This window comes from Caulobacter segnis (assembly GCF_023935105.1).
GTDB lineage: Bacteria > Pseudomonadota > Alphaproteobacteria > Caulobacterales > Caulobacteraceae > Caulobacter > Caulobacter segnis_B.
The window spans coordinates 4,026,774-4,050,353 of record NZ_CP096040.1; the positions used below are offsets into that span (position 1 = coordinate 4,026,774).

21 protein-coding genes are annotated in these 23,580 nt (G+C 67.4%); 8 read left to right on the forward strand and 13 right to left on the reverse strand.

Going from position 1 to position 23,580, the window contains the following annotated elements:
• The first annotated feature begins 68 nt into the window (after positions 1–68).
• Positions 69–1,049 carry a methylmalonyl Co-A mutase-associated GTPase MeaB gene (gene meaB, locus MZV50_RS18820; RefSeq protein WP_252630814.1) on the forward strand — a complete coding sequence of 327 codons (981 nt, stop codon included), beginning with the start codon at positions 69–71 and terminating at the stop codon, positions 1,047–1,049.
• Here meaB and MZV50_RS18825 read toward each other — a convergent pair.
• The 6 genes from MZV50_RS18825 to MZV50_RS18850 all read right to left on the reverse strand — a co-directional run bounded on the left by MZV50_RS18825 (position 1,046) and on the right by MZV50_RS18850 (position 9,185).
• A complete protein-coding gene (locus MZV50_RS18825) occupies positions 1,046–1,834 on the reverse strand; it encodes a sulfotransferase family protein (RefSeq protein ID WP_252630815.1) in 789 nt (262 codons plus the stop codon). The genes meaB and MZV50_RS18825 overlap by 4 nt on opposite strands.
• Before the next feature lie 74 nt (positions 1,835–1,908).
• A complete protein-coding gene (locus MZV50_RS18830) occupies positions 1,909–4,938 on the reverse strand; it encodes a TonB-dependent receptor plug domain-containing protein (RefSeq protein WP_252630816.1) in 3,030 nt (1,009 codons plus the stop codon).
• Positions 4,939–5,238: 300 nt separating this feature from the next.
• The gene (gene phaH / locus MZV50_RS18835) at positions 5,239–5,988 is read right to left on the reverse strand and encodes a phasin PhaH (RefSeq protein ID WP_252630817.1); all 750 of its coding nucleotides are present in this window, start codon (positions 5,986–5,988) and stop codon (positions 5,239–5,241) included.
• 97 nt (positions 5,989–6,085) lie between these two features.
• Positions 6,086–7,369 (reverse strand): chromate efflux transporter, encoded by a 1,284-nt coding sequence (chrA, locus tag MZV50_RS18840; RefSeq protein WP_252630818.1) that lies wholly within the window; start codon positions 7,367–7,369, stop codon positions 6,086–6,088.
• 1 nt (position 7,370) lies between these two features.
• Entirely contained in the window at positions 7,371–8,192 is an 822-nt protein-coding gene (rlmJ, locus tag MZV50_RS18845) for a 23S rRNA (adenine(2030)-N(6))-methyltransferase RlmJ (protein WP_252630819.1), read from the reverse strand.
• 9 nt (positions 8,193–8,201) lie between these two features.
• On the reverse strand, positions 8,202–9,185 hold the full coding sequence (locus MZV50_RS18850) for a helix-turn-helix transcriptional regulator (RefSeq protein WP_252630820.1): 984 nt from the start codon (positions 9,183–9,185) through the stop codon (positions 8,202–8,204).
• Positions 9,186–9,283: 98 nt separating this feature from the next.
• On the opposite strand from MZV50_RS18850, the gene MZV50_RS18855 reads away from it, so the two are divergent.
• The 3 genes from MZV50_RS18855 (at position 9,284) to MZV50_RS18865 (ending at position 13,696) form a co-directional block, all read left to right on the forward strand.
• On the forward strand, positions 9,284–9,634 hold the full coding sequence (locus tag MZV50_RS18855; RefSeq protein ID WP_252630821.1) for a hypothetical protein: 351 nt from the start codon (positions 9,284–9,286) through the stop codon (positions 9,632–9,634).
• A 328-nt stretch (positions 9,635–9,962) separates the two neighbouring features.
• A complete protein-coding gene (locus MZV50_RS18860) occupies positions 9,963–12,443 on the forward strand; it encodes a TonB-dependent receptor plug domain-containing protein (RefSeq protein WP_252630822.1) in 2,481 nt (826 codons plus the stop codon).
• Between the two features lie 134 nt (positions 12,444–12,577).
• A complete protein-coding gene (locus tag MZV50_RS18865; RefSeq protein WP_252630823.1) occupies positions 12,578–13,696 on the forward strand; it encodes an ankyrin repeat domain-containing protein in 1,119 nt (372 codons plus the stop codon).
• A gap of 13 nt (positions 13,697–13,709) precedes the next feature.
• Here the strand turns inward: MZV50_RS18865 and MZV50_RS18870 are convergent, their stop codons facing one another.
• On the reverse strand, positions 13,710–14,273 hold the full coding sequence (locus MZV50_RS18870) for a GNAT family N-acetyltransferase (RefSeq protein WP_252630824.1): 564 nt from the start codon (positions 14,271–14,273) through the stop codon (positions 13,710–13,712).
• Positions 14,274–14,543: 270 nt separating this feature from the next.
• Between MZV50_RS18870 and MZV50_RS18875 the strand changes: the two genes are divergently transcribed.
• From MZV50_RS18875 to MZV50_RS18890, 4 genes are all read left to right on the forward strand, one after another.
• Positions 14,544–16,145: a flavin monoamine oxidase family protein gene (locus MZV50_RS18875; protein ID WP_252630825.1), complete on the forward strand. Its 1,602-nt coding sequence runs from the start codon at positions 14,544–14,546 to the stop codon at positions 16,143–16,145.
• 26 nt (positions 16,146–16,171) lie between these two features.
• Positions 16,172–16,564, forward strand: a complete 393-nt coding sequence (locus tag MZV50_RS18880; protein WP_252630826.1) for a c-type cytochrome — start codon at positions 16,172–16,174, stop codon at positions 16,562–16,564.
• A gap of 28 nt (positions 16,565–16,592) precedes the next feature.
• Positions 16,593–17,084: a RidA family protein gene (locus MZV50_RS18885; RefSeq protein WP_252630827.1), complete on the forward strand. Its 492-nt coding sequence runs from the start codon at positions 16,593–16,595 to the stop codon at positions 17,082–17,084.
• A gap of 184 nt (positions 17,085–17,268) precedes the next feature.
• Positions 17,269–17,856 carry a cation transporter gene (locus tag MZV50_RS18890; RefSeq protein WP_252630828.1) on the forward strand — a complete coding sequence of 196 codons (588 nt, stop codon included), beginning with the start codon at positions 17,269–17,271 and terminating at the stop codon, positions 17,854–17,856.
• On the opposite strand, the gene MZV50_RS18895 is transcribed toward MZV50_RS18890, so the two are convergent.
• The 6 genes from MZV50_RS18895 to MZV50_RS18920 form a co-directional block, all read right to left on the reverse strand.
• Positions 17,853–18,239, reverse strand: a complete 387-nt coding sequence (locus MZV50_RS18895) for a Rieske (2Fe-2S) protein (protein WP_252630829.1) — start codon at positions 18,237–18,239, stop codon at positions 17,853–17,855. The genes MZV50_RS18890 and MZV50_RS18895 overlap by 4 nt on opposite strands.
• Positions 18,236–19,243 (reverse strand): fumarylacetoacetate hydrolase family protein, encoded by a 1,008-nt coding sequence (locus MZV50_RS18900; protein ID WP_252630830.1) that lies wholly within the window; start codon positions 19,241–19,243, stop codon positions 18,236–18,238. The genes MZV50_RS18895 and MZV50_RS18900 overlap by 4 nt, the downstream gene beginning before the upstream one ends.
• A gap of 25 nt (positions 19,244–19,268) precedes the next feature.
• Positions 19,269–20,552 (reverse strand): homogentisate 1,2-dioxygenase, encoded by a 1,284-nt coding sequence (gene hmgA / locus MZV50_RS18905; protein WP_252630831.1) that lies wholly within the window; start codon positions 20,550–20,552, stop codon positions 19,269–19,271.
• 154 nt (positions 20,553–20,706) lie between these two features.
• Positions 20,707–21,783, reverse strand: a complete 1,077-nt coding sequence (hppD, locus tag MZV50_RS18910; RefSeq protein ID WP_252630832.1) for a 4-hydroxyphenylpyruvate dioxygenase — start codon at positions 21,781–21,783, stop codon at positions 20,707–20,709.
• A complete protein-coding gene (locus tag MZV50_RS18915; protein WP_252630833.1) occupies positions 21,780–22,970 on the reverse strand; it encodes an amino acid aminotransferase in 1,191 nt (396 codons plus the stop codon). The genes hppD and MZV50_RS18915 overlap by 4 nt, the downstream gene beginning before the upstream one ends.
• Positions 22,971–23,102: 132 nt before the next feature.
• Positions 23,103–23,573 carry an Lrp/AsnC family transcriptional regulator gene (locus MZV50_RS18920; protein WP_223391182.1) on the reverse strand — a complete coding sequence of 157 codons (471 nt, stop codon included), beginning with the start codon at positions 23,571–23,573 and terminating at the stop codon, positions 23,103–23,105.
• Positions 23,574–23,580 lie beyond the last annotated feature (7 nt).

Sequence of the window (23,580 nt, forward strand, 5' to 3'; positions counted from 1 at the left end):
AGGTCATTCGCTCTGCCCATTGATCGTTTTCGTTCCCCGGTCGCCAGCCGTCCATTAAGCGAGATCCCGTGAGCCCCGCCCTCGACATCGACTCGCTGGAGCAGCGCCTGGTCGCCGGCGACCGCGCCGCCCTGGCGCGCGCCATCACCCTGGTCGAGAGCCGCCGAGTCGACCACCAGGCGGCGGCGCGGACCTTGCTGTCGCGCCTGATGCCGCGGACCGGACGCGCCCAGCGCATCGGGATCACCGGCGTGCCCGGCGCGGGCAAGTCGACGACGATCGAGCGCTTCGGTTGCGACCTGACCGAGGCGGGTCACCGCGTGGCGGTGCTGGCCGTGGATCCTTCGTCCGGCCGGCACGGCGGTTCGATCCTGGGCGACAAGACCCGGATGGAGCGGCTCAGCGTCCAGCCCAACGCCTATATCCGCCCCTCGCCATCGGGCGGCGCCCTGGGCGGAGTGGCGCGCAAGACCCGCGAGGCCATGCTGCTGTGCGAGGCGGCCGGCTTCGACGTGGTCATCGTCGAGACCGTCGGCGTCGGCCAGTCCGAGACGGTGGTGGCCGACATGGTCGACATCTTCCTGGCCCTGCTGATCCCCGGCGGCGGGGACGAACTTCAAGGCATCAAGAAAGGCCTGATCGAGCTGGCCGACCTGCTGGTCATCAACAAGGCCGACGCCGATCCCCAGAAGGCGGAGCGCTCCGCGCGCGATTACCGCAACGCCTTGCACATCCTCACACCCGCCAGCCCGGACTGGACGCCGCCCGTGCTGACCGCCTCCGGCCTCACGGGCCAGGGCCTAGACGTGCTGTGGACCCAGATCCGGCGTCACCGCGAGGTGATGACCGCCAACGGCGCCCGCGCCGGCCGCCGCGCCGACCAGGACGCCCGCTGGATGTGGGCCATGGTCCGCGACCGGCTGGAGGACGCCTTCAAGACCGCGCCGGCCGTGGCGGCCCTGGTCCCCGAGCTGGAGACGGCGGTGCGAGGGGGCGAACTCCCGGCTTCGGCCGCGGCGGACCAGTTGCTTCAGGCGTTCGGGCTCTAGTCCCGGTAACCCAGCAACGCCCGCAGGCCTGGCGCGTGGAAATCCACCACCCGCCTGTGGGTGTCCGACAGCACCTTGGGCACATCCACCGTGACCTGCAGGTTTTCGCGGGCGGTGCGGCTTTCGCGGGGGTCGGCGCCGGCCTCGACGCGCTCGCGCCAGTCGGCGGGCAGATCCAGGCCGCAATCGGCAAGCAGCTGGCGGAAGAAGGCCTCGGCGCGCTTGGAGCCCAGGTCCTTGAGGTTGGCGACGATGTCCTCGTAGCGGACGATCACGGCCCGCGAGCCTAGCCAGGCCACCGCGTTCATGGCGAAGACGTCCTTCAGGTCGGGCACGCGGCTGTGCGCGCCCAGGATCATCATCATGATGACGTCCTCGACCGAGGCGCCGCCGTCCTTGATGTGGTTCAGGTTTCCCTGGAACTCGTCGGACAGATAGAAGCGGGCGCGCGCCAGCACCCAGTCATAGGGGTCGCGCACCAGCACGATGTGGCGCACGTCGCGCAGGGCCACCGCCGACTCGTCCGAGAACAGCATGTGGCCCCAGCTGATCATCGGCGCCTTGGGATCGAAGGCGTCGCGGCTGCGCGACAGCAGGGCGTGCTGGATGTACTCGCGCCGCCAGTGCTGCTCGGGCGCGACGAACATCCGCATGATGTTGCGGATCAGATGGGTGCCGGCCTTGGGCACGCTGTTTAGGAACACCGACTGGGTCAGCCGCGCGCGCTCGAAGCGTTCGCCGATGGCGTCGAGATTGTCGGGCTTGCCCCGGATGATGGCGTTCACGCTGTGGAGCCTCGGACAGAAAAACGGCGGCGGATCGCTCCGCCGCCGCCATCTTAGGGGAGATCAAGCCGCGCTTAGAAGTGCGCCTTGATGTTCAGGAAGGCGCGACGGCCCAGATAGTCGTATTGCGACGACAGCACCGAGCCGCCGACCGTGCTGTATTGGCCCTGCAGATAGCTGACCGCGGGGGGATGCTCGTCGAACAGGTTCGAAACGCCGCCGGTGATCGACCAGCCCTCGAACTGCCGCCGCAGCGAGACATTGTGATAGGCGGTGAATTCGGTGTGGATCTTGTAGAACAGGGTCCCCGCCGCGTTGGTGTCGGCTTCCGTCTCGGCGTCGGAAGCCTTGCCGACCATGTCGATACCCCAGAAGCCGGTCCAATCGCCCTTCTGGAAGCTCAGGTTCAGCTGGCCGGTCCAGTCGGGATCGCCAACCAAGCCGTTGAGGTCCTTTACGGTGTCGGCGAACTTGGCCTCGGTGTCCTTCAGCTGCCAGGTGGACTGCAGCTCGGTCGTCATGCGGATGTCCCACGGCAGCTGGACCCCGTAGCGAACGGTGAGGTCGATGCCGCGGTTAATCTGCTCGGCGATGTTGATGTAGTTGTCGGTGATGTCGGTGACCAAGTGCGATCCCGGATCCCGCTTGAACAGGCTGCAGAGCTTGTCGGTCGGGAAGTTCAGCGACTTGTAGCACTCCTTGACGATGACGTCGGAGCCCAGCTGCGTGACCTCGTTCTTCACGTTGATGTCGAAGTAGTCGACGGCGACCTGCAGGTCGGCGAACTTCGGCGTCCAGATGACGCCGTAGGTCTTGGCCAGCGAGGTTTCGGCCTCGAGGTTCCCCTTGCCGCCGGACGAGGTGGTGGTCGCCTGGGCGCCCTGGCCGGTATAGGCGTCCGGGATGCCGTCGGCGCGGCAGTTGTCGGCCACGCGCTGGGTGATGTTGCCCTGCGCCAGGTTCTGGCCCCAGCGGATGCAGGGGTCGACCAGCCGTTGGCTGACGAAGTCGGTCTGGGCGTTCTTGTACAACTCGAACAGCGCCGGGGCGCGGAACGAGGTGCCGCGGGTCGCTCGCAAGCGCAGGGACGGGATGATCTGCCAGTTCAGGCCGATCTTGTAGGTGTCGTCCTCGCCGTACGAATTGACCTTAGTGTGACGGCCCGACAGCGACAGGTCCAGGCGCTCGGCCAGGAACATGTCCTTCAGCAGCGGAACGCTCAGCTCGCCATAGACTTCGCGCGCCAGGTCGTCGCCCTTAGTGACGCCAGCGGCCGAGAGGCCCCAGGAGTTGCCGGCCAGGGTGATCGCGCCCGGCGTGTCGTTGATGGAGTCCTTGCGGTAGTGGAAGCCCAGGGCGACGCCGACATCGCCGGCTGGGAGCTTGAACAGATTGCCCGAGACCGAACCTTCGAACACCAGCTGCTTGTAGATCGTCTTGCCGGTCTCGGTGTCGAACAGGAACGCCTCTTCCGCTGGCGTGTACTTGCCGGCCAGGAAGTCCGGCGAAACCCAGGAGACGTCGACGCACTGCCGCTTGCTGATCGGCGTGACATAGCCGGCGCAAGAGGCGGTCGGGCGGATGATGGAATTGCCGCGCGCGCCCAGGCCTCTCGCCCAGGTGCTGGGATCGGCGGGATTCCCGTCACGACGACCGTCGGCGCTGTCGACCGCGTCCTGCAGGATCACGTCCTGCGAATACAGGCCCTTGCTGTGGCTGTACTGGGTGAAGATGTCCCAGTCCCAGCCTTTCAGGAAATCGATACCGCCGAAGTCGCCGCGCAGGCCGCCGACATAGCGCTGGTAGTCGACGCGCTGGCCGGCCCGGGACCGGTTGGTGACCGGCGTCGGCGACAGAATGTAGTCACCGGTGAAACCGGCCGAGAACGGATCGTAGTCGCCGGTGTACTGATAGCTCCAGAACTGGCGGTAGCCGTTGGTCTTGGTGGCGCGCCTGTTGAGCAGGATTTCGCCATAGGCCTCGACGCTGCTGGTGATGTCGAAGGCCCCTTGGGCGAAGATCGTGTTGCGCTCGGTGCGCGGCGTCAGCGACGCGGCCAGATTGAACGGGCTGTTGTAGTCCAGCACGCCGATGTCGGCGGCTTGCGGATCATCGCTGTAGCCAACGACGTAGAAGCCCGCCGGCGCGCCGGGATAGCCGCCGCCCGCCGGAACCCGCGGGATCAAGCCGCCGATCTTGCCGGTGTAGTCATACTGCAGCTTCCCAGCCAGGCCCGAGAAGTTGAAGTCGTAAAGCCAGATCTGATCGTACAGTCGGTCGCGGCATTGGACCTGGCCGGTTCGCGGGTCGATCGTGTCCTTCCGCTTGCCGCTCGAGTCGGTGATGTACGAGCGGCCGCAGTCTGTATAGCTGCGCTGCCCGTTCGATTGCTCCGCCTTCTTGAAGTACTCATACGAGAGGCTGAAGAAGCCACGATCGAAGGTCTTGGCGAAGCTGGCGCTGGCCGAGTACTGCTCGCCGCCGTGCTTCTGCGGCTGGCTGTAGAACATCTCGGCGTCGATGCCGTCGGTGTCGCGCTTGGTGATGATGTTCACCACGCCCGCCACGGCGTCCGAGCCGTAGATCGACGAGGCGCCATCCTTCAGGATGTCGACGTGGTCGATGACCGCCAGCGGCAGCACGTTCAGGTCGAAGGCCGAAACGCCGCCACGGGTGCCCGCCGGGCCGGCGCGCCGGCCGTTCAGCAGCACCAGGGTGCGGTTGGGGCCCAAGCCTCGCAGCGAGACCGTCTCCGAGCCGGGGCCCCCGTCGGTCACCAGGGCGCTGGAGATGGCCGAAGTCACCTGCGGCGAGCCCGAGGCGATCGTCGACGACTGCAGCAGGCCGGTGGCGGTGGCGATGCCGCGCAGCTGGCCTTGTTCGGCGGAAATGACCTGGATCGGATCGGGACTGTTGAAGGCCGAGCGCTTGATGCGCGAGCCGGTGACCACGACGGCCTCGACCTCGGCGTTGTCCGAGGCCTTGGCGGCGTCTTGGGTGGTCTGCAGTGGCGCGGCGGTCTGAGCCATGGCCGGCAGAGCCGCGCCGACCGCCAGCCCCGCGATGATCGTCGAGGCTAGAAGATGTCTACGGTGGATGAGCATTGGAGGATTTTCGCCTTGGATTGCGGATGCGCGGCACGCCTCCCCACCAAGCCCCCTTGGCACGCGACGAATGACCGCTAACGCCAACCAAGCTGCTTCGCTGCGCCGCCGCAATCTTGGCGTCGTTTATTTGTCGCATTTCGAACGAAGTGTGGCCTTGGGCACGCACTTGTAGCGTTCTCGCGCGTATTCCGAAGCTTTTGAAAGCATTACGTACGGGGAAGCACATCCGCGAGGGCCACGAGCGCGCACGAAAAAGGCCGCCGGGACGAGCGGCGGCCTCTCATTGTTTGCGAGAATTTAGGCTTCGGCGGGTGTAGCAACCAGCCGCTTGGCCTGAGCGATCCAGGCGTCGCGCTCGGCGCGCCCCTTCAGGCTCAGCAATTGGTCGAACGAGGCCAGCTCATCCGGCGTCCAGGCGGCGATCTGGCTGAAGGTGGTCACGCCCAGCTCGGCCAGGGAGGCGGCCAGCTTGGGACCAACCCCGACCAGACGGGTCAGATCGTCGCCGACGGCCTGGGCGGTCTCGGCGGCGGCCTCGATCACCGGAGCCGCGGCCTCCGCCACTTCGACCGGCGCGTCGGCGACAGCTTCGAAAGCCTGCGTGACGACGGGCTCGGCCTCGACGGCGGGAGCGACGACCGCCTCGACGATATCCTCGTTAGCGGCGATCACCGTCTCGACCAGTGGTTCGGCGGCGGCCTCCACGACGTCCTGGGTCGCGTCCAGCACCGCCTCGGTGGTCTCGGCGACCAGGGCGACGGCTTCGATGACCGGCTCGGCCTCGACGACCGGCTCGGGCGCGGCTTCAAGGACAGCGACGCTTTCGACCGGCGGCGCCACCGGCTCGGGCGCCAGGGCCATCAGCGACTCAAGGTTCACCGCCTCGCGCCAGCGGTTGGCCCACCACCAGTAGGTGGCGCCAGCGGCGGCCGCGCCGCCGAACATCAGCCACAGCGGCGAGGCCGCGCCGATCGCCACGCGGGGCGCGATCTCGGGCTCGACCTTGTCGGCCTGGAACTCGGGAAGAAAGGTGAAGATCGAAACCATGGGGAATTGCTCCCGGAGCCAGAGGGGCGTCAGCGATCTATTGCGGTGCAACATAACACGGAAAACGCGTTCGCAACCGCAAAAATGCTTCCTCGGGTCAACTCAATCCCATCGCCTTCAGCAGAACGCTCGCGCCCACCAACACGGCGATCGTCGCCAGCATCGGCAGGCGCGTGGCGAAGGTCAGCATCAGCGCCAGCACGGTCAGGCCCAGGGCCGCGTAGTCCAGGCTGGCCAGGTCCGGCAGCATCACCCGAAGAACGCCGGCGACCTCCATGGTCTGGCCGCTACGGAACAGGAGATGGATGGCGAACCACAGGGCCAGTTGGCCGATCACCCCGACCGAAGCGGCCGAGATCAGGGCCAGCGCGCGCGACGGGCGTGGGCGTCGTCCCCAGCGCTCGAACAACGGCCCGCCGGCGAAGATCCAGAGAAACGACGGGGCGAAGGTCACCCACGCCGCCATCAGCCCTCCCAGCAGGCCCAGGACCCAGGCCCATTCCGGCGCGGCGGTCTGGAAGGCGCCGACGAAGCCCACGAAGACGAAGACCAGGATCAGCGGCCCCGGCGTGGTCTCGGCCAGGCCCAAACCATCCAGCATCTGGGTCGCCGACAGCCAGCCGAACGCCGAGGCCGCCTGGCCGATATAGGCCAGGGCCGCATAGGCGCCGCCGAAGCTGATCGCGGCCAGGCCGCCGAACGACAGCCCCATCCAGGCCAGGGTCGAGCCCGGCGCGACGATCCAGGCCAGGGCGACCGGCGCCAGCCACAAGGCCAGGCAGGCCAGGGCGATCTTCTTCTCCCCTTTCGGCGGCGCGGCGGGCGAGACCGGTTCGCCGCCGCCCTTCGCCGTGATCCAGCCCAGCCCTCCAGCGGCGAGGATCACGAGCGGGAACGGCGCGGTGGTGAAGGCCAGCAGGGCGAAAGCCACGCCGCACACGAAGGCGGCCAGCCGGTCCTTGATCGCTCGTCGGCCGATCTTCAGCAGGGCCTGCAGCACCAGGGCCACCACCGCGGCCTTCAGCCCCAGCAGCACCAGCCCCGCCCAGTCGGATCGACCGTGGGCGACATAGAGAGCGGAGAGGCCCAACATCACCGCCAAGCCCGGCAGCACGAACAGCAGGCCGGCCGCGACGCCGCCCCGGATCCCGTGCAGCCGCCAGCCTAGCCACGTCGCCAGTTGCTGGGCCTCGGGCCCGGGCAGCAGCATGCAGAAGCTCAAGGCGCGGGCGAATTCGTCGTCGTCGATCCAGTCGCGTCGCTCGACCACCTCGCGGTGCAACAGGGCGATCTGTCCGGCCGGACCGCCGAAGCCCAGCACGCCGATCTTCAGCCAGACCGGCAGGGCCTGCGCGAGGCTGGGGGCGGCCTTGAGCTTCAAGTCACGTCCGCCAGACGCGAGAGCGGCCGCCGGCCTCGCCCAGGCGCGCGGCGATCCAGTCGCCGGCCTCCGCGGCCGCGCCGTCGACGGCGGCCGGCGCTCCGATCATCACCATCGCGCAGCCGTTCATCTTCATGGGATCCGTCAGGGGACGGAGACGAAGCTCGGCGACTAGCAGGTCGTTGGTGACAGTTTCCATCGTCCGCAGGAAGGCGTCGAAGGTCTCTAGATCCTTGATCGGCAGCCAGACAGCCAGGGCGGCGGTCTTGGCGCGCGCCAGGACCGCCTTCGTCGTTTCCGCGATTCGTTGGTAGTCGTCAGGCCGCTCGAACGGCGGATCGATGACCACGAAGGCGCGAGCGCCCCTGCCCGCCTGCTGGACGGCGGTCGCGAAGCCATCGGCCTGCAGCGCCTGGGCGTTGGCGTAGGGCGCCAGGGTCTTGCGTAGCAGTTGGGCGTCGTCGGGCCGCAGCTCGCAACCGGCATAACGGTCGGTCTTGCGCAAGGCCCGCGCCATCAGCAGCGGCGAACCGGGATAGAGATCCCCCGCTTTTCCGCCGTTCATGTCGGCCACCGCCTTCAGCAGCGGCGCGAACACCGGCGGCGCGTCGGCCGCCGACTTTAGCCGGAAGATCCCCGCCTGGGCTTCGCCCGAGCGGCGGGCCATGTCGCCGGAAAGATCGTAGCCGCCCGCCCCCGCGTGGGTGTCGATCACCGATACGGCCTCGCTCTGGCCCTGCAGGGCCGACAGCATGGCCAGCAGGATCGCGTGCTTATGCAGGTCGGCGAAGTTGCCGGCGTGAAAGGCGTGACGGTAGTTCATGCGTTCGCTCTACCACGCTCCATGGGCGCGGCCAGCCTCGCGCAGTTCCTGGACCATCATGTCCTTCAGAACCTGGGGCGCGACGATCTCGATATCACCGCCCCAGGTGAAGAGGTGCCAGGACAGCTCGCGCATGCCGCCGGCGCGGAAGGTGACCGTCACCGAACCGTCCGCTTCCTGGGCCACCTTCTGCGTTGCGTGGAAACGCCAGCGCAGGGCGTCCTCGGCGCGACTGGGCTTGATCCGGAGGACCACGTCCTGGATCTCGTCGTGATAGATGCCGAAGCTCTCGTCGGCGAAGGCCTGCAGCGAGAAATCCTCGGGAGGCGGCGCTGGCTTTTCGAGCACCTTCAGATCGCTCATTCGGTCCAGGCGCCACGACCGCGGCTTGCCGCCCCTGCCCTCCAGCGCCACGAGGTAGTTGCTACGGCCGAAGAGGACGCCCAGCGGCGTGACCTCGCGCGTTCGGCCCGGCGTGCTGCCGCCCTCGTACCGGAACGACAAGGCCGACAGCCCCTTGATGGCCGTGCGGATGGCGGTCAACAGCGCCTGATCCTCGAACGGACGCGGGCCGGCGTGGACGGCGATAGTCTCGGCCTGGACCAGGGCCTCGACGTCGGGGGCCACGCGCCGGCGGGCCGCGCCTCGCAAGGCCGACAGCAATTTGCCCTCCAGAGCGTAGAGCGAGGCGGCGCGCGCCTCGGCGCCTGACGCCCGATAGGAATCCGCCGCCGTGCGCAGCGCCGCCAGTTCCTCGGCGGTCGGTGTCTGGAAGACTCCGTCCAGCCCCGACGGGATGCGGAAGCGCTTGGTCGGCGGATCGTCGATCGCCTCCATCTGCGGGAAGGCCGCCCACACGGCGTCGCGCATCCGCTCGGCGGTGCGGCGGCCGACGTCCAGATTGCGGGCCATCTCGTCCAGGGTCAGCCCCTCGGCGGATCCGGCCAGCATGCGGGCGAGATCCAGCAGGCGCGTAGCTTTCTCGTGTCTCATGCGTTTCCCAGGTGGAAGGACAGCTTACGACCGTTTCTGTCGCAATGCTCGCACATTCTGCGGATGTCGAGACTGGAGAGCCCCCAAAGGAGTCCTGGATGTCGCACTTCACCTGCTCCCCCTGGGCCGTCGCCCCCGTCAACCAGGCCCTGATCTCGGCCGTGCTGGACTTCGCCGACATCCACCGGGACCTGGGCGGCGGGCGCACGTTGCGCCGCATCAGCCATGAGCGCGCGGCCAAGGCCGACATGTTCCTGTTGCTGGGCCGCGACGTGGAGCGGGTGACCGACATCGGTCTGGTCTGGAACGATCGCGAGGATCAGATCGTCCGTGTCACCGATGACGCCGAATTGCGCGATTCCCGCCTGGAGATCTGGGAAGAGGCGTTCGACCTGTTCGAAACCGAAGACACCGACGAAATGGCCCCGCCGATGCGCCTCTGCGCGTGAAACTTGGCCCCGCACGCGCCCCTCGCGTGCGCTAGCGCCCTACGCAACTGCCTAAAATCCGAGATCGTCCGCCGCGCAAAACGGCGCCCATCGGGCGCTGGCGCGGTTGTGGCGTTTTCCCGACAGCCTTCCATTGCCGAACGCAGAAACCTGCCCTCCCCATGAATTCGTCGGGAGAGTATCCGATAGCTTTTAGTACCCGCGTCAAAAAATATAATCGTGGGGAGAAGAACGTCGCGGAGAAGGGAATCGTCATGCGTCAATAAATACAATGAGGGGGTTACTAATGAATCGACGTTTTAAACCTGCCCTACTGGCGGGTATTTCCGTGCTATCCATTACTTTTGGTTACTCTGCACAAGCCTTCGCCGCAGCGCCCGATGCGCCGGCCGATCAAACCGAGGTTGACGTCGTCATCGTCACCGGCACGCGCCAGACGGGCCTGCGTGTCATCGACAGCCCCGCCCCCGTCCAAGTGGTCGACACCAGCACGCTGGAACGCACCGGCGCGGTCGATCTGCGCCTGGGTCTCGCCAACCTGGTGCCGTCGTTCAACGCCCAGGCCTTCGGCGGCGACACCGCCAACCTGACCCTGTCGGCGCGCCTGCGCGGCCTGTCGCCCAACCAGGCCCTGGTGCTGGTCAACGGCAAGCGCCGCCACACCACCGGCAACCTGGCCGTTCTGTCGGGCGTCTATCAAGGCGCCGCCGCAGCCGACCTCGGCTTCATCCCGATGGCCGGCATCGGCCGCATCGAGGTGCTGACCGACGGCGCCGCGGCCCAGTACGGCACCGACGCCATCGCCGGCGTCGTCAACATCATCCTGAAGAAGAACCCTTCGGGCGGCTCGATCTCGGCCACGGGCGGCGAATATTTCGACGGCGGCGGCAAGACGGCCGGCGGCTCGGTCAACATCGGCATGGCGCCGACCGAGACCAGCTATCTGAACATCACCGTCGAGAGCAAATACCACGGCTTCAGCAACCGCGGCCTGCCCGACCAGCGGGTCTTCAACCCCGCCAGCCCCAGCTATTCGGCGGCCAACAACGCCGTCGAGAGCCTGATCCCAGGCTATCCGAACCTGAACCTGATCTCGGGCGACGCCGAGTACCGCCTGAACAACCTGGCCTTCAACGCCGGCGTCGAGCTGCCGGCCGACTTCGAGGTCTATTCGTTCGGCACCCTGGGCCACAAGGACGCCTCGGCCTACGAGAACTACCGCCGCTACAACCGCATCCAGGGCAAGATGGGCGCGGCTGACCGGCCCTTCCCGCTGGGCTTCTCGCCCCGCGAGCGCATCATCGAGGACGACTACGCCCTGACCCTCGGCGTCTCGGGCAAGATCGCCGGCTGGGACATGGACCTGTCGTCGACCTACGGCAAGGACGACATCGAGGTCCGCGTCGAGGACTCGGCCAACGCCAGCCTCTACACCGACACCTCGACCACCACGACCAAGGGCTTCACCCCGACCTCGTTCCACGCCGGCAGCTGGCGCACGACCCAGTGGACCAACAACCTGGATCTGCGTCGCGGCTTCGATGTCGGCTTCTCGGCCCCGCTGGATGTCGCCGTCGGCTACGAGCAGCGCCGCGACACCTACCGCATCGGCCAAGGCGACGCGGCCTCGACCTACAAGGAAGGCTCGCAGTCGTATCCGGGCTTCCAGAAGACCGACGCCGGCGGCCACTCGCGCACCAGCTGGGCCCTGTACGGCGACGTCGCCGCCACCCCGGTCGAGGCCTGGAAGATCGACGCGGCCGTCCGCTACGAGAAGTTCAGCGACTTCGGCGACACCACCGTCGCCAAGCTGACCAGCCGCTATGACTTCAGCGAGATGTTCGCTATTCGCGGCACGGTCTCGACGGGCTTCCGCGCTCCGACCCTGGCGGAGTCGTTCTACTCGGCCACCAACGTCTCGCCGACCAGCGCCTTCGTGCAACTGGCGCCGAACTCGCCGGCGGCCCGCCTTCTGGGCATCGACGCGCTGAAGCCCGAGAAGTCGAAGAACTACAGCCTGGGCATCGTGGCCCACCCGATCGAGAAGATGACGGCGACGATCGACGTCTACCAGATCAACCTGAAGGACCGGATCTTCGGTTCCAGCTCGGTCTACGGCCTGCGCAACGGCGTCGTCGTCAACAGCAACGTCAACGCCGCGATCGCCGCCAACGGCAACGTGCTGGACAGCACCGTGGCCAGCACCGGCATCAACATCTTCTCGAACGGCCTGGACACTCGCACGCGGGGCCTGGACTTCGTGGTCTCGTACCCGACGGACCTGGGCGACTACGGCCGCATCGACTGGACGTTGAGCGGCAACGTCAACAAGACCAAGATCACCAAGGTGAAGGCGGCCCCGACGGCCCTGGCCACGACCAGCACGGCCTTCCCGAGCGGTCAGGTCCTGTTCGCCGGCAACGCCGCCTCGCTGCTGGAGAAGGCCGCGCCGAAGTACAAGGTCGGCCTCAACGGCCTCTACACCTTCGGCAAGCTGTCGCTGAGCCTGACCGAGACCTTCTACGGCAAGGCCTCGGCCCTGTCGGATCCCGGCACCGGCCCGCTGCTGAACACCGTGGCCAGCGCCGCGGCGATCACCGACGTCGAGCTCTCGTACAAGTTCCCGAAGGGCGTCACCGCCGCGATCGGGGCCAACAATGCGTTCAACAAGTATCCGGACAAGTTCACGTCCGCCTTCCAGACCGCCTGTATCGCTTCCGGCGGCGGCTGCGTGACCCAGTACCCCTCGTTCTCGCCCTACGGCATCAACGGCGGCTACTACTACGGCCGACTGAGCTACGCCTTCTAAGGCCAGGGCTCAGGGTAGACAGCGAAGGGGCGGGCCGCCGGGTCCGCCCCTTTTTGCATCTCGGGAACACTTCGCCCGCTGCCGCTCTCTACCCAAGCGTTAGCGCGCGAACAGCGACCGAAAGGCGATCGCCCATGCCGAAGGCCAAGAAGAAGCTTCTCCCCAAGGATTTCGACGCGCTTCTGAGAACCGGTGACCTCGGCACCCTCAAGGCGGTGTTCGACGCCTGCGAACTCGATGCGCGCGGCGGCTACGGCAAGCAGTCGGCGCTGGCGTTTCGCGACTGTCCCGACGAGTTGGCCCGCTGGCTTGTGGCTCAGGGTGCAGATCTCGAGGCCCGCGACACCTACGGCCGCACGCCACTGCATGCCCACGCCGGCAACTGGCAGGGCCGAATCGACACCCTGCTCGACCTTGGCGCCGACATCCAAGCGACCGACAAGGACGCCGACACCCCGCTGCACAAGGCGGCCAAGTCCGCCAATCCCGAGGCGGTGAAGGCCCTGCTAGCTCGCGGCGCCAAGGTCGGCGCGCTCAACACCGCGGGCCTGACACCCCTCGCGGCGGGTCTGCAGTACTGCAGCAACGCCCAGATCGAAACCATGGCGGAAGTATCGGAGCTGCTTCTGGCGGCGGATCCCCCGCGCAAGTCGGGCCTCGGCGACCTGGTCAAGCGCGCCTTCGCCGGCGGGCGGCCCGCCCCCGGACCGGTCACGCCGCAGATGCGGGCGTTCGTGCAGCGTATAGGCGAGAACTTCGAGTTCCATCGCGCAGGGTTCAACCCCGACTCTGTAGAGGCGACCAGCGCCGGGCTGGACCGCCTCTACGTCCTGTTCGACGCTCCACCGGTCCCGCGCCGCGTGATGCACGACGGCCGCGCCCCGATCGTCGCCAAGGCGGCGCGCTGGCAGGACCAACAGCAGGAGCTGTGGGCCATGCTCGTGCCCTCTCGAGGCCCCGCCGCCACCGTGCAGGGTGAGGTCATCCGCATCGCCGGCCGTGTCGCCGACGAGGTCGACCGCAACGGCGCGGCCAATTGGGACGCGGACTACGGCAAGATGACCCGCGCCTTCCTGGCCCATCTCGGCTCGGGCGCGCCCCTGCCTGACAGTGAGCGCGAGAGGGCGGCGCGTGTCGTCGCCGAGGTGCGCGAGCGCGACGGCGCGGGCGGCGAGCTCTGCGAACTGGCCGTGAGCTGGGTCAAGCTGAACCCCACCCCGATGCCTCTAGGCCCGCCGGGGTATGAACGATGATCGTGGGGTCCGCCTAGACGGTCAGCGCCTTGCCCATCCGGATCAGCGGGACGCGATAGCCGGTCGAGGTCACCGCCTCGAACGGCTCGATGTCGTGATAGCCACAGGCCCGGTACAGCGGAACGCCGCCCAGGGTCGCGGCCATCTCGACGCGGCTGAAGCCCTCGGCGCGCGCGGCGGCCTCGCAGGCGTCGAGGACGATCCTGCCGACGCCTTTGCGGGTGTGATCGGGGTGGGTGTACATGGCCCGCACCCGCGCGGCGTCCGTCCTGGGATCCAGCAGCGCCGCGTCGCGTCCGGCCGAGTGGTCGCCGCCGAATAGCGTGGCGCGCCGGCTCCAACCACCGCAGCCGGCGATCGCGCTCCCTCCAGAAGACAAATCCTCGACCACGAAATAGGTGCCGTCGTCGATCAGCTGGGTGTCCAGGCCCATGATCTCGAACGAGGCCTTCACCCCCTCGGGCGGCAGGAACGCCTGAAGCAACTCGCCAATCGCGCGGTCCATCAGGGCAGACAGCACGGGCATGTCATCTGGACGGGCGAGACGCAGGCGAAGGACGGGGACGGACGAGTTCATCGGACTTCCATGACGATGTCGCTGAAGGGCAGAAAAACAGAGATTCGGCGAGTCCGCGGCGATCTTTCGACCTCGCCCATCGATCGCTCAAAGACCGCGCCAGGCGCCCAATGGTCAGGCGTCGGACGGGTCGCTGGCGATCTTGACCGAAAGTGGATTGCGCGGCGAAGGTCGCGATTTCGAGATGTCCACGTTCCGGCGCGGCGTCGCCGCCCGGGGCGGAGCCGGACGTCCGATCGACACCGGCCAACAACAACGGGCGGGGATGTTATGAGTGGATTGGACGCTGTAACGGCGGGTGGCGTACTCACACGTCGACGGTTCTTCGAAAGTCTGGCCGCCGTCGGCGGCATGTCGCTGGTGCTGTCGGGCATGGAGGCCCTGGGCTTCTCCCAGGCCTCGGCCACCGAGCTGCCCCCCACGCTGACCGGCGGGGCCAAAAACACCAAGGTCGTCATCCTGGGCGCGGGCCTGGCGGGCATGACCGCCGCCTATGAGCTCAGCAAGGCCGGCTATCAGGTGCAGGTCCTGGAGGCCCGCTCGTTCGCCGGCGGCCGCTGCCAGACGGCGCGCAAGGGCTTCAAGCACACCGACCTGATCGGCAACACCCAGACCTGCGAGTTCGACGAGGGCCACTACATCAACCACGGCCCGTGGCGGATCCCGTACCACCACCGCTCGACCCTGCACTACACCAAGCTGTTCGGCGTGCCGCTGGAGAGCTTCGTCAACGACAACGACGCCTCCTACGTCTATTTCGAGAAGGGCGCGGGGGCGCTGGCCGGCAAGCCGGTCCGCAAGGGCGAGATCGCCGCCGACATTCGCGGCTACACCGCCGAACTGGTCGCCAAGGCCGCCAGCCAGGGCCAGCTCGACGCCCCGTTGTCGGGTCTCGACCGCGAGAAGTTCATCGCCTACGTCGTCAATGAAGGCCGCCTGACCAAGGACCTGGCCTACAAGGGCACCGAGGGTCGCGGCTTCTCGATCCATCCGGGCGCGGGCGTCGATCCCGGCCCCGGCAAGGAGCTGCCGCCGTTCGCCTTCAAGGACGTGCTGGACAGCAATGCCTGGCGGGTTCTCAGCTCGGTCACCGGCTACGAGCAGCAGCGCACCATGCTGCAGCCGATCGGCGGCATGGACCAGATCGCCAAGGGCTTCGAGAAGCACGTCGGACCGATGATCCGCTACTCGACGGTCGTCGAGAAGATCAAGCAGTCGCCCACCGGCGTCACGGTCTCGTTCAAGGGCGCCGACGGCAAGAAGGGCGAGGTCACCGCGGACTACTGCGTCTGCACCATCCCGCTCAGCGTACTGAAGCAGATCGACCTCGACGCCTCGGCCCCGTTCAAGGCGGCGATGGAGGGCGTCTCGTACGCGCCGGTCAACAAGATCGGCCTGCAGATGAAGACGCGCTTCTGGGAAGAGAAGCACCACATCTACGGCGGCCACGTCTATACCGACATACCGGGGATCAACTCGATCACCCTGCCCTCCTACGGCTGGCAGGGGCAGAAGGGCGTCCTGCTGGGCTACTACATGTTCGGTGGCGAGGCCGCCCGGATCAGCGCCAAGAGCCCGGCCGACCGCGCGGCCTACGCCGTCGCCGCCGGCCAGAAGGTCTTCCCGGAATACGCCGAGAACTACGAGAACGCCTTCTCGTTCTGCTGGCACCTGGCCGAGCACAATCTGGGCGGCTGGGCCGAGTGGGGCGAAGCGGGTCGCAAGGAGGCCTATCCGGTCCTCTGCCAACCCGATGGCCGCCTCTATCTGGCCGGCGAACACCTCAGCTACCTTGGCGGCTGGCAGGCCGGCGCCATCGAGTCGGCCTGGCAGCAGATCGCCAGGATCCACGCCCGCGTGCAGCAGGCCTAGAAGACATCAGGACTCCGAGGAAACGAATGACCTTCGCCTATCGTCTCGCCGCCCTGGCCTTGGCCGCCGGCGTCGCCGCCCCGGCCATCGCCCTGGCCGACGGCAAGTCTCAGTTCAACGACAACTGCTCGGCCTGCCACCAGGTCACCGGCAAGGGCGTCAAGGGCGCCTTTCCGGCCCTGGCCGGCTCGCCGCTGGTCCAGGGCGATCCGCAGCTGCTGACCACCACGGTGCTGAACGGCCGCGCTGGCATGCCGGCCTTCAAGGACGACCTTTCCGACACCGACCTCTCGGCCATCCTGACCTATGTCCGCTCGTCCTGGGGCAACAAGGCGCCGCCGGTGAAACCCGCCGACGTCGCCAAGGCCCGCGTCGCGGCCAAGGCCGGCGCCAAGGCGCGCGGCCTCCAGGCCCACTAACCTTTCCAATGCTCACAGGGAGAAGATCATGAAACGCCTTATCGCCCTCGCCGCCGGCGTCGCCGCCCTCGCCGGCGCCGCCTCGGCCGCCCAAGCCCAGGAGATCGTCCGCGGTGGCGATCCCAAGTCGCCGATCGCCAGCGTCGTCACCGTGCCGGCCGGCTACGACACCATCTATGTCTCGGGCATGACCCCGCCGGTGATCGACGAGAAGGCCACGGGCGTGGCCAAGTTCGGCGACACCAAGACCCAGACCCTGGGCGTGCTGGGCCGCATCGAGGCGGCCCTGAAGAGCCAGGGCGCGACCATGGCCGACGTCGTCATGATGCGCGTCCTGCTGGTCGGCGACCCGGCCAAGGAGGGCAAGATGGACTTCATGGGCATGATGGAAGGCTACAAGACCTACTTCGGCACCGCCGCTCAGCCCAACAAGCCGGCGCGCATCACCAGCCAGATCACCTCGCTCGTCCAGGACGGCATGCTGGTCGAGATCGAGGTCCAGGCCGCGAAGAAGAAGTAAGGCCTTAAGGCGCAACGAATTTCATCGTTCCGCGAAATTATTTTCGTGACAACGTTGTCAGATCGAATTCAAACGGCTATATGGAATTCAGCCCTTTCGGGCGTTTCCTCCCAATGACTCGGCCGCCTTCTTCTCCTGGAAGGCGGCCGTTCTTTTGTCTGGCGCGCGGTGCTACGCGTTGGCCATGACCCTTTCGCCCAGCTTCTGGTCCGCCGTGCGCCTGGTCGCCCTGCTGAACCTCGCCTACTTCGCTGTCGAGATGACGGTGGCGCTGCGCATCGGCTCGGTGTCGCTGTTGGCCGACAGCGCCGACTTCTTCGAGGACGCGGCGGTCAACTTCCTGATCCTGGCGGCTCTGGGCTGGAGTGCGACACGCCGCGCGAAGGTCGGCCATGCGCTGGCCGCGATCCTGCTGGCGCCGGCGGTCGCCTTCCTCTGGACGCTGTGGCGCAAGATCGGCGATCCGACCCCGCCGGAGGCGCTGTCACTGAGCGTCACCGGGCTAGGCGCCATGGCGATCAATCTGTTCTGCGCCTTCACCCTGGTTCGCCATCGCGGCGCGGCAGGCAGCCTGTCCAAGGCCGCTTTCCTGTCGGCCCGCAACGACGTCCTGGCCAATATCGGGATCGTCGGGGCGGGACTGCTGACCGCCGCCACCCGGTCCGTCTGGCCCGACATCGTCGTCGGCCTGGCCATCGCGGTCATGAACCTCGACGCCGCCCGCGAAGTCTGGGACGCCGCGCGCGAGGAGGCCAAGGACGCGCACAGCTAGGCGGTGAACACTCGCCCCTCGCGCGCCACGACCGGCCAGGGCGCCAGCCGCGCGCCAACGCAGGGTCCGCCCACGCAAGCGCCCTCCTCCACCGTGAACACCGCGCCATGCCACGAGCAGGCGATCAGATCGCCGTCCGGGGTCAGGTACTGGTCCAGGACCTGCGCGAGCGGAAAGCCCTGGTGCGGGCAACGGTCGACATAGCCGAACACCGCCTCGCCCCGGCGCACCACGAAGCCGTGAAAGCGCTTGTCGCCGATCTGCAGGACATAGCCTCGCGCGCCGCCGTCGGCGATCAGGTCCAGCGGGCCCAGGTTGATCCCGGCGCGCGTTTCCCAGATCCGGCCGACAACGGCGGCGTCTTCCGGTCTCTCTGAACTCAAACCCGCTCGACCGTCTGCTCAATGGCGCCGAAGATCGAGTGGCCCTTGGCGTCCTTCATCTCGATGCGGACGGTGTCGTCGCCCAGCAGGAACGGCGTCTTGGGCGCGCCGGTCAGGAGGGTCTCGACGGTGCGTAGCTCGGCCAGGCACGAATAGCCCAGACCGCCCTCGCTGATCGGCTTGCCGGGCCCGCCGTCGGCGCCCCGGTTTGACACCGTGCCCGAGCCGACGATGGTGCCGGCGCACAGCGCGCGGGTCTTGGCGGCATGGGCGACCAGGGTCCCGAAATCGAAGGTCATGTCGACGCCGGCGTCGGCCTTGCCGAAGTCCTTGCCGTCCAGCTCGACCAGCAGGGCGCCGTGCAGCTTGCCATCCTTCCAGGCGTCACCCAGCGCGTCGGTCGACACCGCCACCGGCGAGAAGGCGCTGGCCGGCTTGGACTGAACGAAGCCAAAGCCCTTGGCCAGTTCGGTCGGGATCAGGTTGCGCAAGCTGACGTCGTTGCAGAGCATGACCAGGCGGATGGCGGCCAGGGCCTCCTCGCGGCTGGCGCCCAGCGGCACGTCGTCGACGATCACCGCGACCTCGCCCTCCAGGTCGCAGCCCCAGCTGGCGTCGGCCAGCGGGATCGGATCGCGCGGGGCCAGGAAGCCGTCCGACGCGCCCTGATACATCAGGGGATCGGTCCAGAAGCTCTCGGGCATCTCGGCGCCGCGCGCCTGGCGCACCAGCTGCACGTGATTGACATAGGCCGAACCGTCCAACCACTGGAAGGCGCGCGGCAACGGGCTCAGGGCGTCATGCTCGTGGAAGCGCTCCCGCGGCACCGCGCCGTGCTCGAGGCTTTCGGCCAGCCCCGCCAGCATCAGCCCACAGCGCGACCAGTCGTCCAGCGCGGCCTGCAGGGTCGGCGCGATCGTCCCGGCGTCGGTGAACCAGGCCAGGTCGTTGGAGACCACCACCAGCCGGCCGTCACGACCGCCCTTGAGAGACGCGAGCTTCATAGGCGCTTCCTCTTGTTTCTTATGCTTACGGCAGACGCGCCTTGGGGAAGCCCGTCCAGCAGGCGTCATAGTCACCCTGAAGCGCGGAAGTCTCCAGCGCGAACTTGGTCGGACGGATCACCCAGCGGCTCTCGAACATGAAGGCGATGGTCCCGTCGATCTTGTGCGGGGCGAGCTCGGCCTCGGTGGCCTTGCGATGGCTGGCGACATCGGGGCCGTGGTCGCTCATGCAGTTGTGCAGGGACGCCCCGCCAGGCGTGAAGCCGCCCTCCTTGGCGTCGTAGGCGCCATGGATCAGGCCCATGAACTCGCTCATCACGTTGCGGTGGAACCAGGGCGGGCGGAACGTGTGCTCGGCCACCATCCAGCGCGGCGGAAAGATCACGAAGTCGCAGTTGGCCGTCCCTGGCGTGTCGCTGGGCGAGGTCAGGACCGTGAAGATCGACGGATCGGGATGGTCGAAGCTGACCGTGTTTATCGTGTTGAACCGCGAGAGATCGTAGCGGTACGGCGCCAGGTTGCCGTGCCAGGCCACGACGTCCAGCGGGCTGTGGTCCCACTCGGAGGCCCACAGCGATCCCTGGAACTTCTGGATCACGAGCGTGGGCTCATCCACGTCCTCGAACGCCGCGACAGGGGTCTCGAAGTCCCTGATATTGGCCAGGCCGTTGGAGCCGATCGGCCCCAGTTCCGGCAGGCGGAAGGCCGCGCCGTAGTTCTCGCAGACATAGCCGCGCGAGGGGCCGGCGACCTCGACCCGGAAGCGCACGCCGCGCGGGATAACCGCGATGTGGCCAGGCCCGGCCTTCAGCACGCCCAGCTCGGTGACCAGGGTCAGCACGCCTTGCTGCGGCACGATCAGCAGTTCGCCGTCGGCGTCGTAGAATACTCGGTTCTTCATCGAGGCGTTGGCGAGGTAGACGTGGACGCCGATGCCGCTGAGCGTCGCGGCGTCTGCGTTGCCGGCCAAGGTGACCATGCCGTCGACGAAGTCGGTCGGCTCAGACGGGATCTCCAGCGGGTCCCAGCGCAGGCGGTTGGGCGTCACCGGGCCAGGGAAAGACGAGACCAGCCTGTCCTGGGCGTAGAGCTGGTACGGCCCATGCCCGGCGCTTGGCCGAAGGCGGTAGAGCCAGCTTCGCTTGTTCTCGTGGCGCGGGGCGGTGAAGGCCGAACCCGACAGTTGCTCGGCATAGAGGCCGAACGGAACCCGCTGCGGCGAGTTCTGCCCCACCGGCAGCGCGCCGGCCACGGCCTCGGTGGCGAAGTGGGCGCCGAAGCCGGTTTGGTATTTGAGCGCGTCGGTCATGCTGTCGGACTCTTTTCGCTTCTCCCCACGCCGCTTTCCCGGCGAAAGCCGGGGCCCAGATTCATCCTGAGCGGCTCGTGGGCTTCACCTGGGTCCCCGCTTTCGCCGGGAAGATGGAGGAAGGTAAGCACCCTCCCTCACCGATCAAAAGGCCCTACCCCTCGACCGTGATCACCCCACGGCGGATCTGGTCCAGCTCGATGCTCTCGAACAGCGCCTGGAAGTTGCCGTTGCCGAAGCCCTGGTTGCCCTTGCGCTGGATGATCTCGAAGAAGATCGGCCCGAACAGGTTCTCGGTGAAGATCTGCAGCAGCAGGCCTTCCTCGCCGACATTGCCGTCCAGCAGGATGCGGTTCTTCTTCAGGCGTTCCAGGTCCTCGCCATGGCCGGGCACGCGCTTGTCGACCAGTTCGTAATAGGTCTCGATGGTGTCCTGCAACTTGACGCCCCGGGCGCGCAGCTTCTCGACGGTCTCGTAGATGTCGTCGGTGGTCAGAGCCAGGTGCTGGATGCCCTCGCCATTGTACTGGCGGATGAACTCCTCGATCTGGCTCTTGTCGTCCTGGCTCTCGTTCAGCGGGATGCGGATGGCCTTGTCGGGCGCGATCATCGCCTGGCTGAACAGGCCCGTCGCCTGGCCCTTGATGTCGAAATACTTCTGCTCCTCGAAGCCGAAGACCTGGTTGTAGAAGGTCGACCAGGTGCGCATCTGGCCGCGTTTGACGTTGTGGGTCAGGTGGTCCAGCAGGTCGAGGCCGACATTGTTCTTGGCCTCGGCCAGAGCCGCACCGGGGATCTGCTCCCAGCCGTCATAGATGGTGCCGGCGTCGCCATAGCGGTCGACCAGATAGAGCAGAGAACCGCCGATGCCTTCCAGCACCTTGGCCCCCTCGCCCAGCAGCGAGCGCGAGGCGTCGGCGGCCTTGGCGCCACGCGCCAGGGCGTCGGCATAGGCCTGTTCGACGTTCTCGACGCGGAAGGCCATGCCATTGGCCGACGGGCCGTGCTCGGCGCGGAAGTCGGCGACCTGGCCGGTCGTCTCCTCGTTGACGATCAGGTTGATGCGGCCCTGCTTGTAGCGGATCGCGGCCTTGGTCGGATGCTTGCTGGCCGGCACGAAGCCCAGTTGCTCGATCAGAACCTTCATGGCCGCCGGATCGGGGCTGGTGAACTCGACGAACTCGAAGCCGTCGAGGCCCAGCGGGTTCTGTTCGGTGACGAGCGTGGTCATGCGGGTTCTCCCTGCAGGCAGGCCTCGAAGGCCCGCGCGAACGTGTCGATGTTGGTAACGGTCAGACCGGCCAGATTGATGCGGCCCGAGCCCGCCATGTAGATTCCGTGATCCTCGCGCAGCGTGGCGACCTGGGCCGGCGACAGCGGCAGGAGCGCGAAGAGGCCGTGCTGCCCGGCCAGCGGCGCCAGGGCCGGGACCGCCTTGGCCAGACGCTGGCGCAGGTCGGCGACGCGGACGCGCATGGCCTCCAGCTCGGCGCGCCATTGGGTCGTCAGCGTTTCGGACTCAAGGATGACACGGACGACGGCCGCGCCGTGGTCGGGCGGCATCGACCAGTTGGTGCGGGCCAGGGCCCGGATGTTGCTGGCGGCGAGGTCCAGAGTGTCGGCGTCGCGCGACAGAGCGTAGAGCGCCCCGACCCGCTCGCGATAGAGGCCGAAGTTCTTGTCGCAGGAATAGGCCAAGAGGCCGTCCTCGGCGGCCGCCAGGACCAGGCGCATGCCGGCCGCGTCTTCCTCGAGGCCCAGGCCCAGGCCCTGATAGGCCAGGTCGATCAGGGGGATGAGGCCCTTGCGCGCCACAAGCGCGGCGATCGCCGCCCATTGCTCCAGGCTGTAGTCGGCGCCCGAGGGGTTGTGGCAGCAGCCGTGCAACAGGACCGCGTCCCCGGCCCGCGCCGTCTCCAGCGCCGCCATCATCTCGTCGAAGCCCAGGCGCTGGGCGCGCTGGTCGTAGTGGCGGAACGCGACCGTCTCGATACCCAGCTGATCCAGGATCTGGGTGTGGTTGGGCCAGGTCGGCGCGCCGACGATCATGCGGATGTCGGGCCTGGCGGCCTTCAGGAGCTCACAGGCCAGGCGGATCGCGCCGGTGCCGCCCGGCGTTTGCACGCCGAACACCTCGTGACTGACCGCATCGCCGAAGATGATCGGCTTCAGAAGATCCAGATAGCCGATGTCGCCTTCCGGGCCGAGATAGGCCTTGGTCGGCTGGCCGTTCAGCAGGATCTGCTCGGCGGCCTTCACGCACGCCATCACCGGCGTCGCGCCATCGTCATCGCGGAACACGCCGACGCCCAGGTCGATCTTCCCGGGGCGGGAATCGCGACGATAGGCGCCGATCAGCGACAGCAGGGAGTCCGGCGCCTGGGGCGACAGGCCGGCGAACACGGAGGATGACGTCATGGCGCTTTCCGGTAACGGGACGGAAGGCAGCCTATCGCGGAGCGGAAGTCAGAACGTGGCGATGATGACCGATCAGAACGGCATAATGGTCACATCATGCCAATGATCCGGATCAATTCCGGCGAGATGTGATCAGTCCAGATAGTCCAGCGGCAGGGCCGTGGAATCCTTGACCGTCTCCAGTACGAACGACGAGCGCACGTCCTTGACCGCAGGCATCTTCAGCAGGCGCTTCATGGTGAAATCGGCATAGGCGTCCAGGCTCGGGACCACTACCCGCAGCAGATAGTCGTAGCCGCCCGTCATGACGTAGCAGCCGACCACTTCGGGCTCGCGGATCACGGCTTGCTTGAACGCCTCGGCCGCCGCCTCGGTGTGACGGTCGACCTGAACCTCGACATAGGCCAGCACATCCAGCCTGGCCTTGCGTCGATCCAGCAGGGCGACATAGCCGCTGATCAGGCCGGCGGCTTCCAGCTGCTTGACCCGCCGCAGGCACGGGCTGGGCGACAGGCCCACGCGCTCGGCCAGGTCGACGTTCGAGATCTTGCCGTCCTCCTGCAGGATCTGGAGGATCTTCCGATCGGCGCGGGTGAGCTTCATCGTGACC

Excerpts from the sequence above, each read along its gene's own strand:
- MZV50_RS18830 (WP_252630816.1), bottom strand. The coding sequence starts at position 4,938 with ATGCTCATCCACCGTAGACATCTTCTAGCCTCGACGATCATCGCGGGG.
- phaH (WP_252630817.1), bottom strand. The coding sequence starts at position 5,988 with ATGGTTTCGATCTTCACCTTTCTTCCCGAGTTCCAGGCCGACAAGGTC.
- rlmJ (WP_252630819.1), bottom strand. The coding sequence starts at position 8,192 with ATGAACTACCGTCACGCCTTTCACGCCGGCAACTTCGCCGACCTGCAT.
- MZV50_RS18850 (WP_252630820.1), bottom strand. The coding sequence starts at position 9,185 with ATGAGACACGAGAAAGCTACGCGCCTGCTGGATCTCGCCCGCATGCTG.
- MZV50_RS18855 (WP_252630821.1), top strand. The coding sequence starts at position 9,284 with ATGTCGCACTTCACCTGCTCCCCCTGGGCCGTCGCCCCCGTCAACCAG.
- MZV50_RS18865 (WP_252630823.1), top strand. The coding sequence starts at position 12,578 with ATGCCGAAGGCCAAGAAGAAGCTTCTCCCCAAGGATTTCGACGCGCTT.
- MZV50_RS18870 (WP_252630824.1), bottom strand. The coding sequence starts at position 14,273 with ATGAACTCGTCCGTCCCCGTCCTTCGCCTGCGTCTCGCCCGTCCAGAT.
- MZV50_RS18875 (WP_252630825.1), top strand. The coding sequence starts at position 14,544 with ATGAGTGGATTGGACGCTGTAACGGCGGGTGGCGTACTCACACGTCGA.
- MZV50_RS18880 (WP_252630826.1), top strand. The coding sequence starts at position 16,172 with ATGACCTTCGCCTATCGTCTCGCCGCCCTGGCCTTGGCCGCCGGCGTC.
- MZV50_RS18885 (WP_252630827.1), top strand. The coding sequence starts at position 16,593 with ATGAAACGCCTTATCGCCCTCGCCGCCGGCGTCGCCGCCCTCGCCGGC.
- MZV50_RS18890 (WP_252630828.1), top strand. The coding sequence starts at position 17,269 with ATGACCCTTTCGCCCAGCTTCTGGTCCGCCGTGCGCCTGGTCGCCCTG.
- MZV50_RS18900 (WP_252630830.1), bottom strand. The coding sequence starts at position 19,243 with ATGAAGCTCGCGTCTCTCAAGGGCGGTCGTGACGGCCGGCTGGTGGTG.
- hmgA (WP_252630831.1), bottom strand. The coding sequence starts at position 20,552 with ATGACCGACGCGCTCAAATACCAAACCGGCTTCGGCGCCCACTTCGCC.
- hppD (WP_252630832.1), bottom strand. The coding sequence starts at position 21,783 with ATGACCACGCTCGTCACCGAACAGAACCCGCTGGGCCTCGACGGCTTC.
- MZV50_RS18915 (WP_252630833.1), bottom strand. The coding sequence starts at position 22,970 with ATGACGTCATCCTCCGTGTTCGCCGGCCTGTCGCCCCAGGCGCCGGAC.
- MZV50_RS18920 (WP_223391182.1), bottom strand. The coding sequence starts at position 23,573 with ATGAAGCTCACCCGCGCCGATCGGAAGATCCTCCAGATCCTGCAGGAG.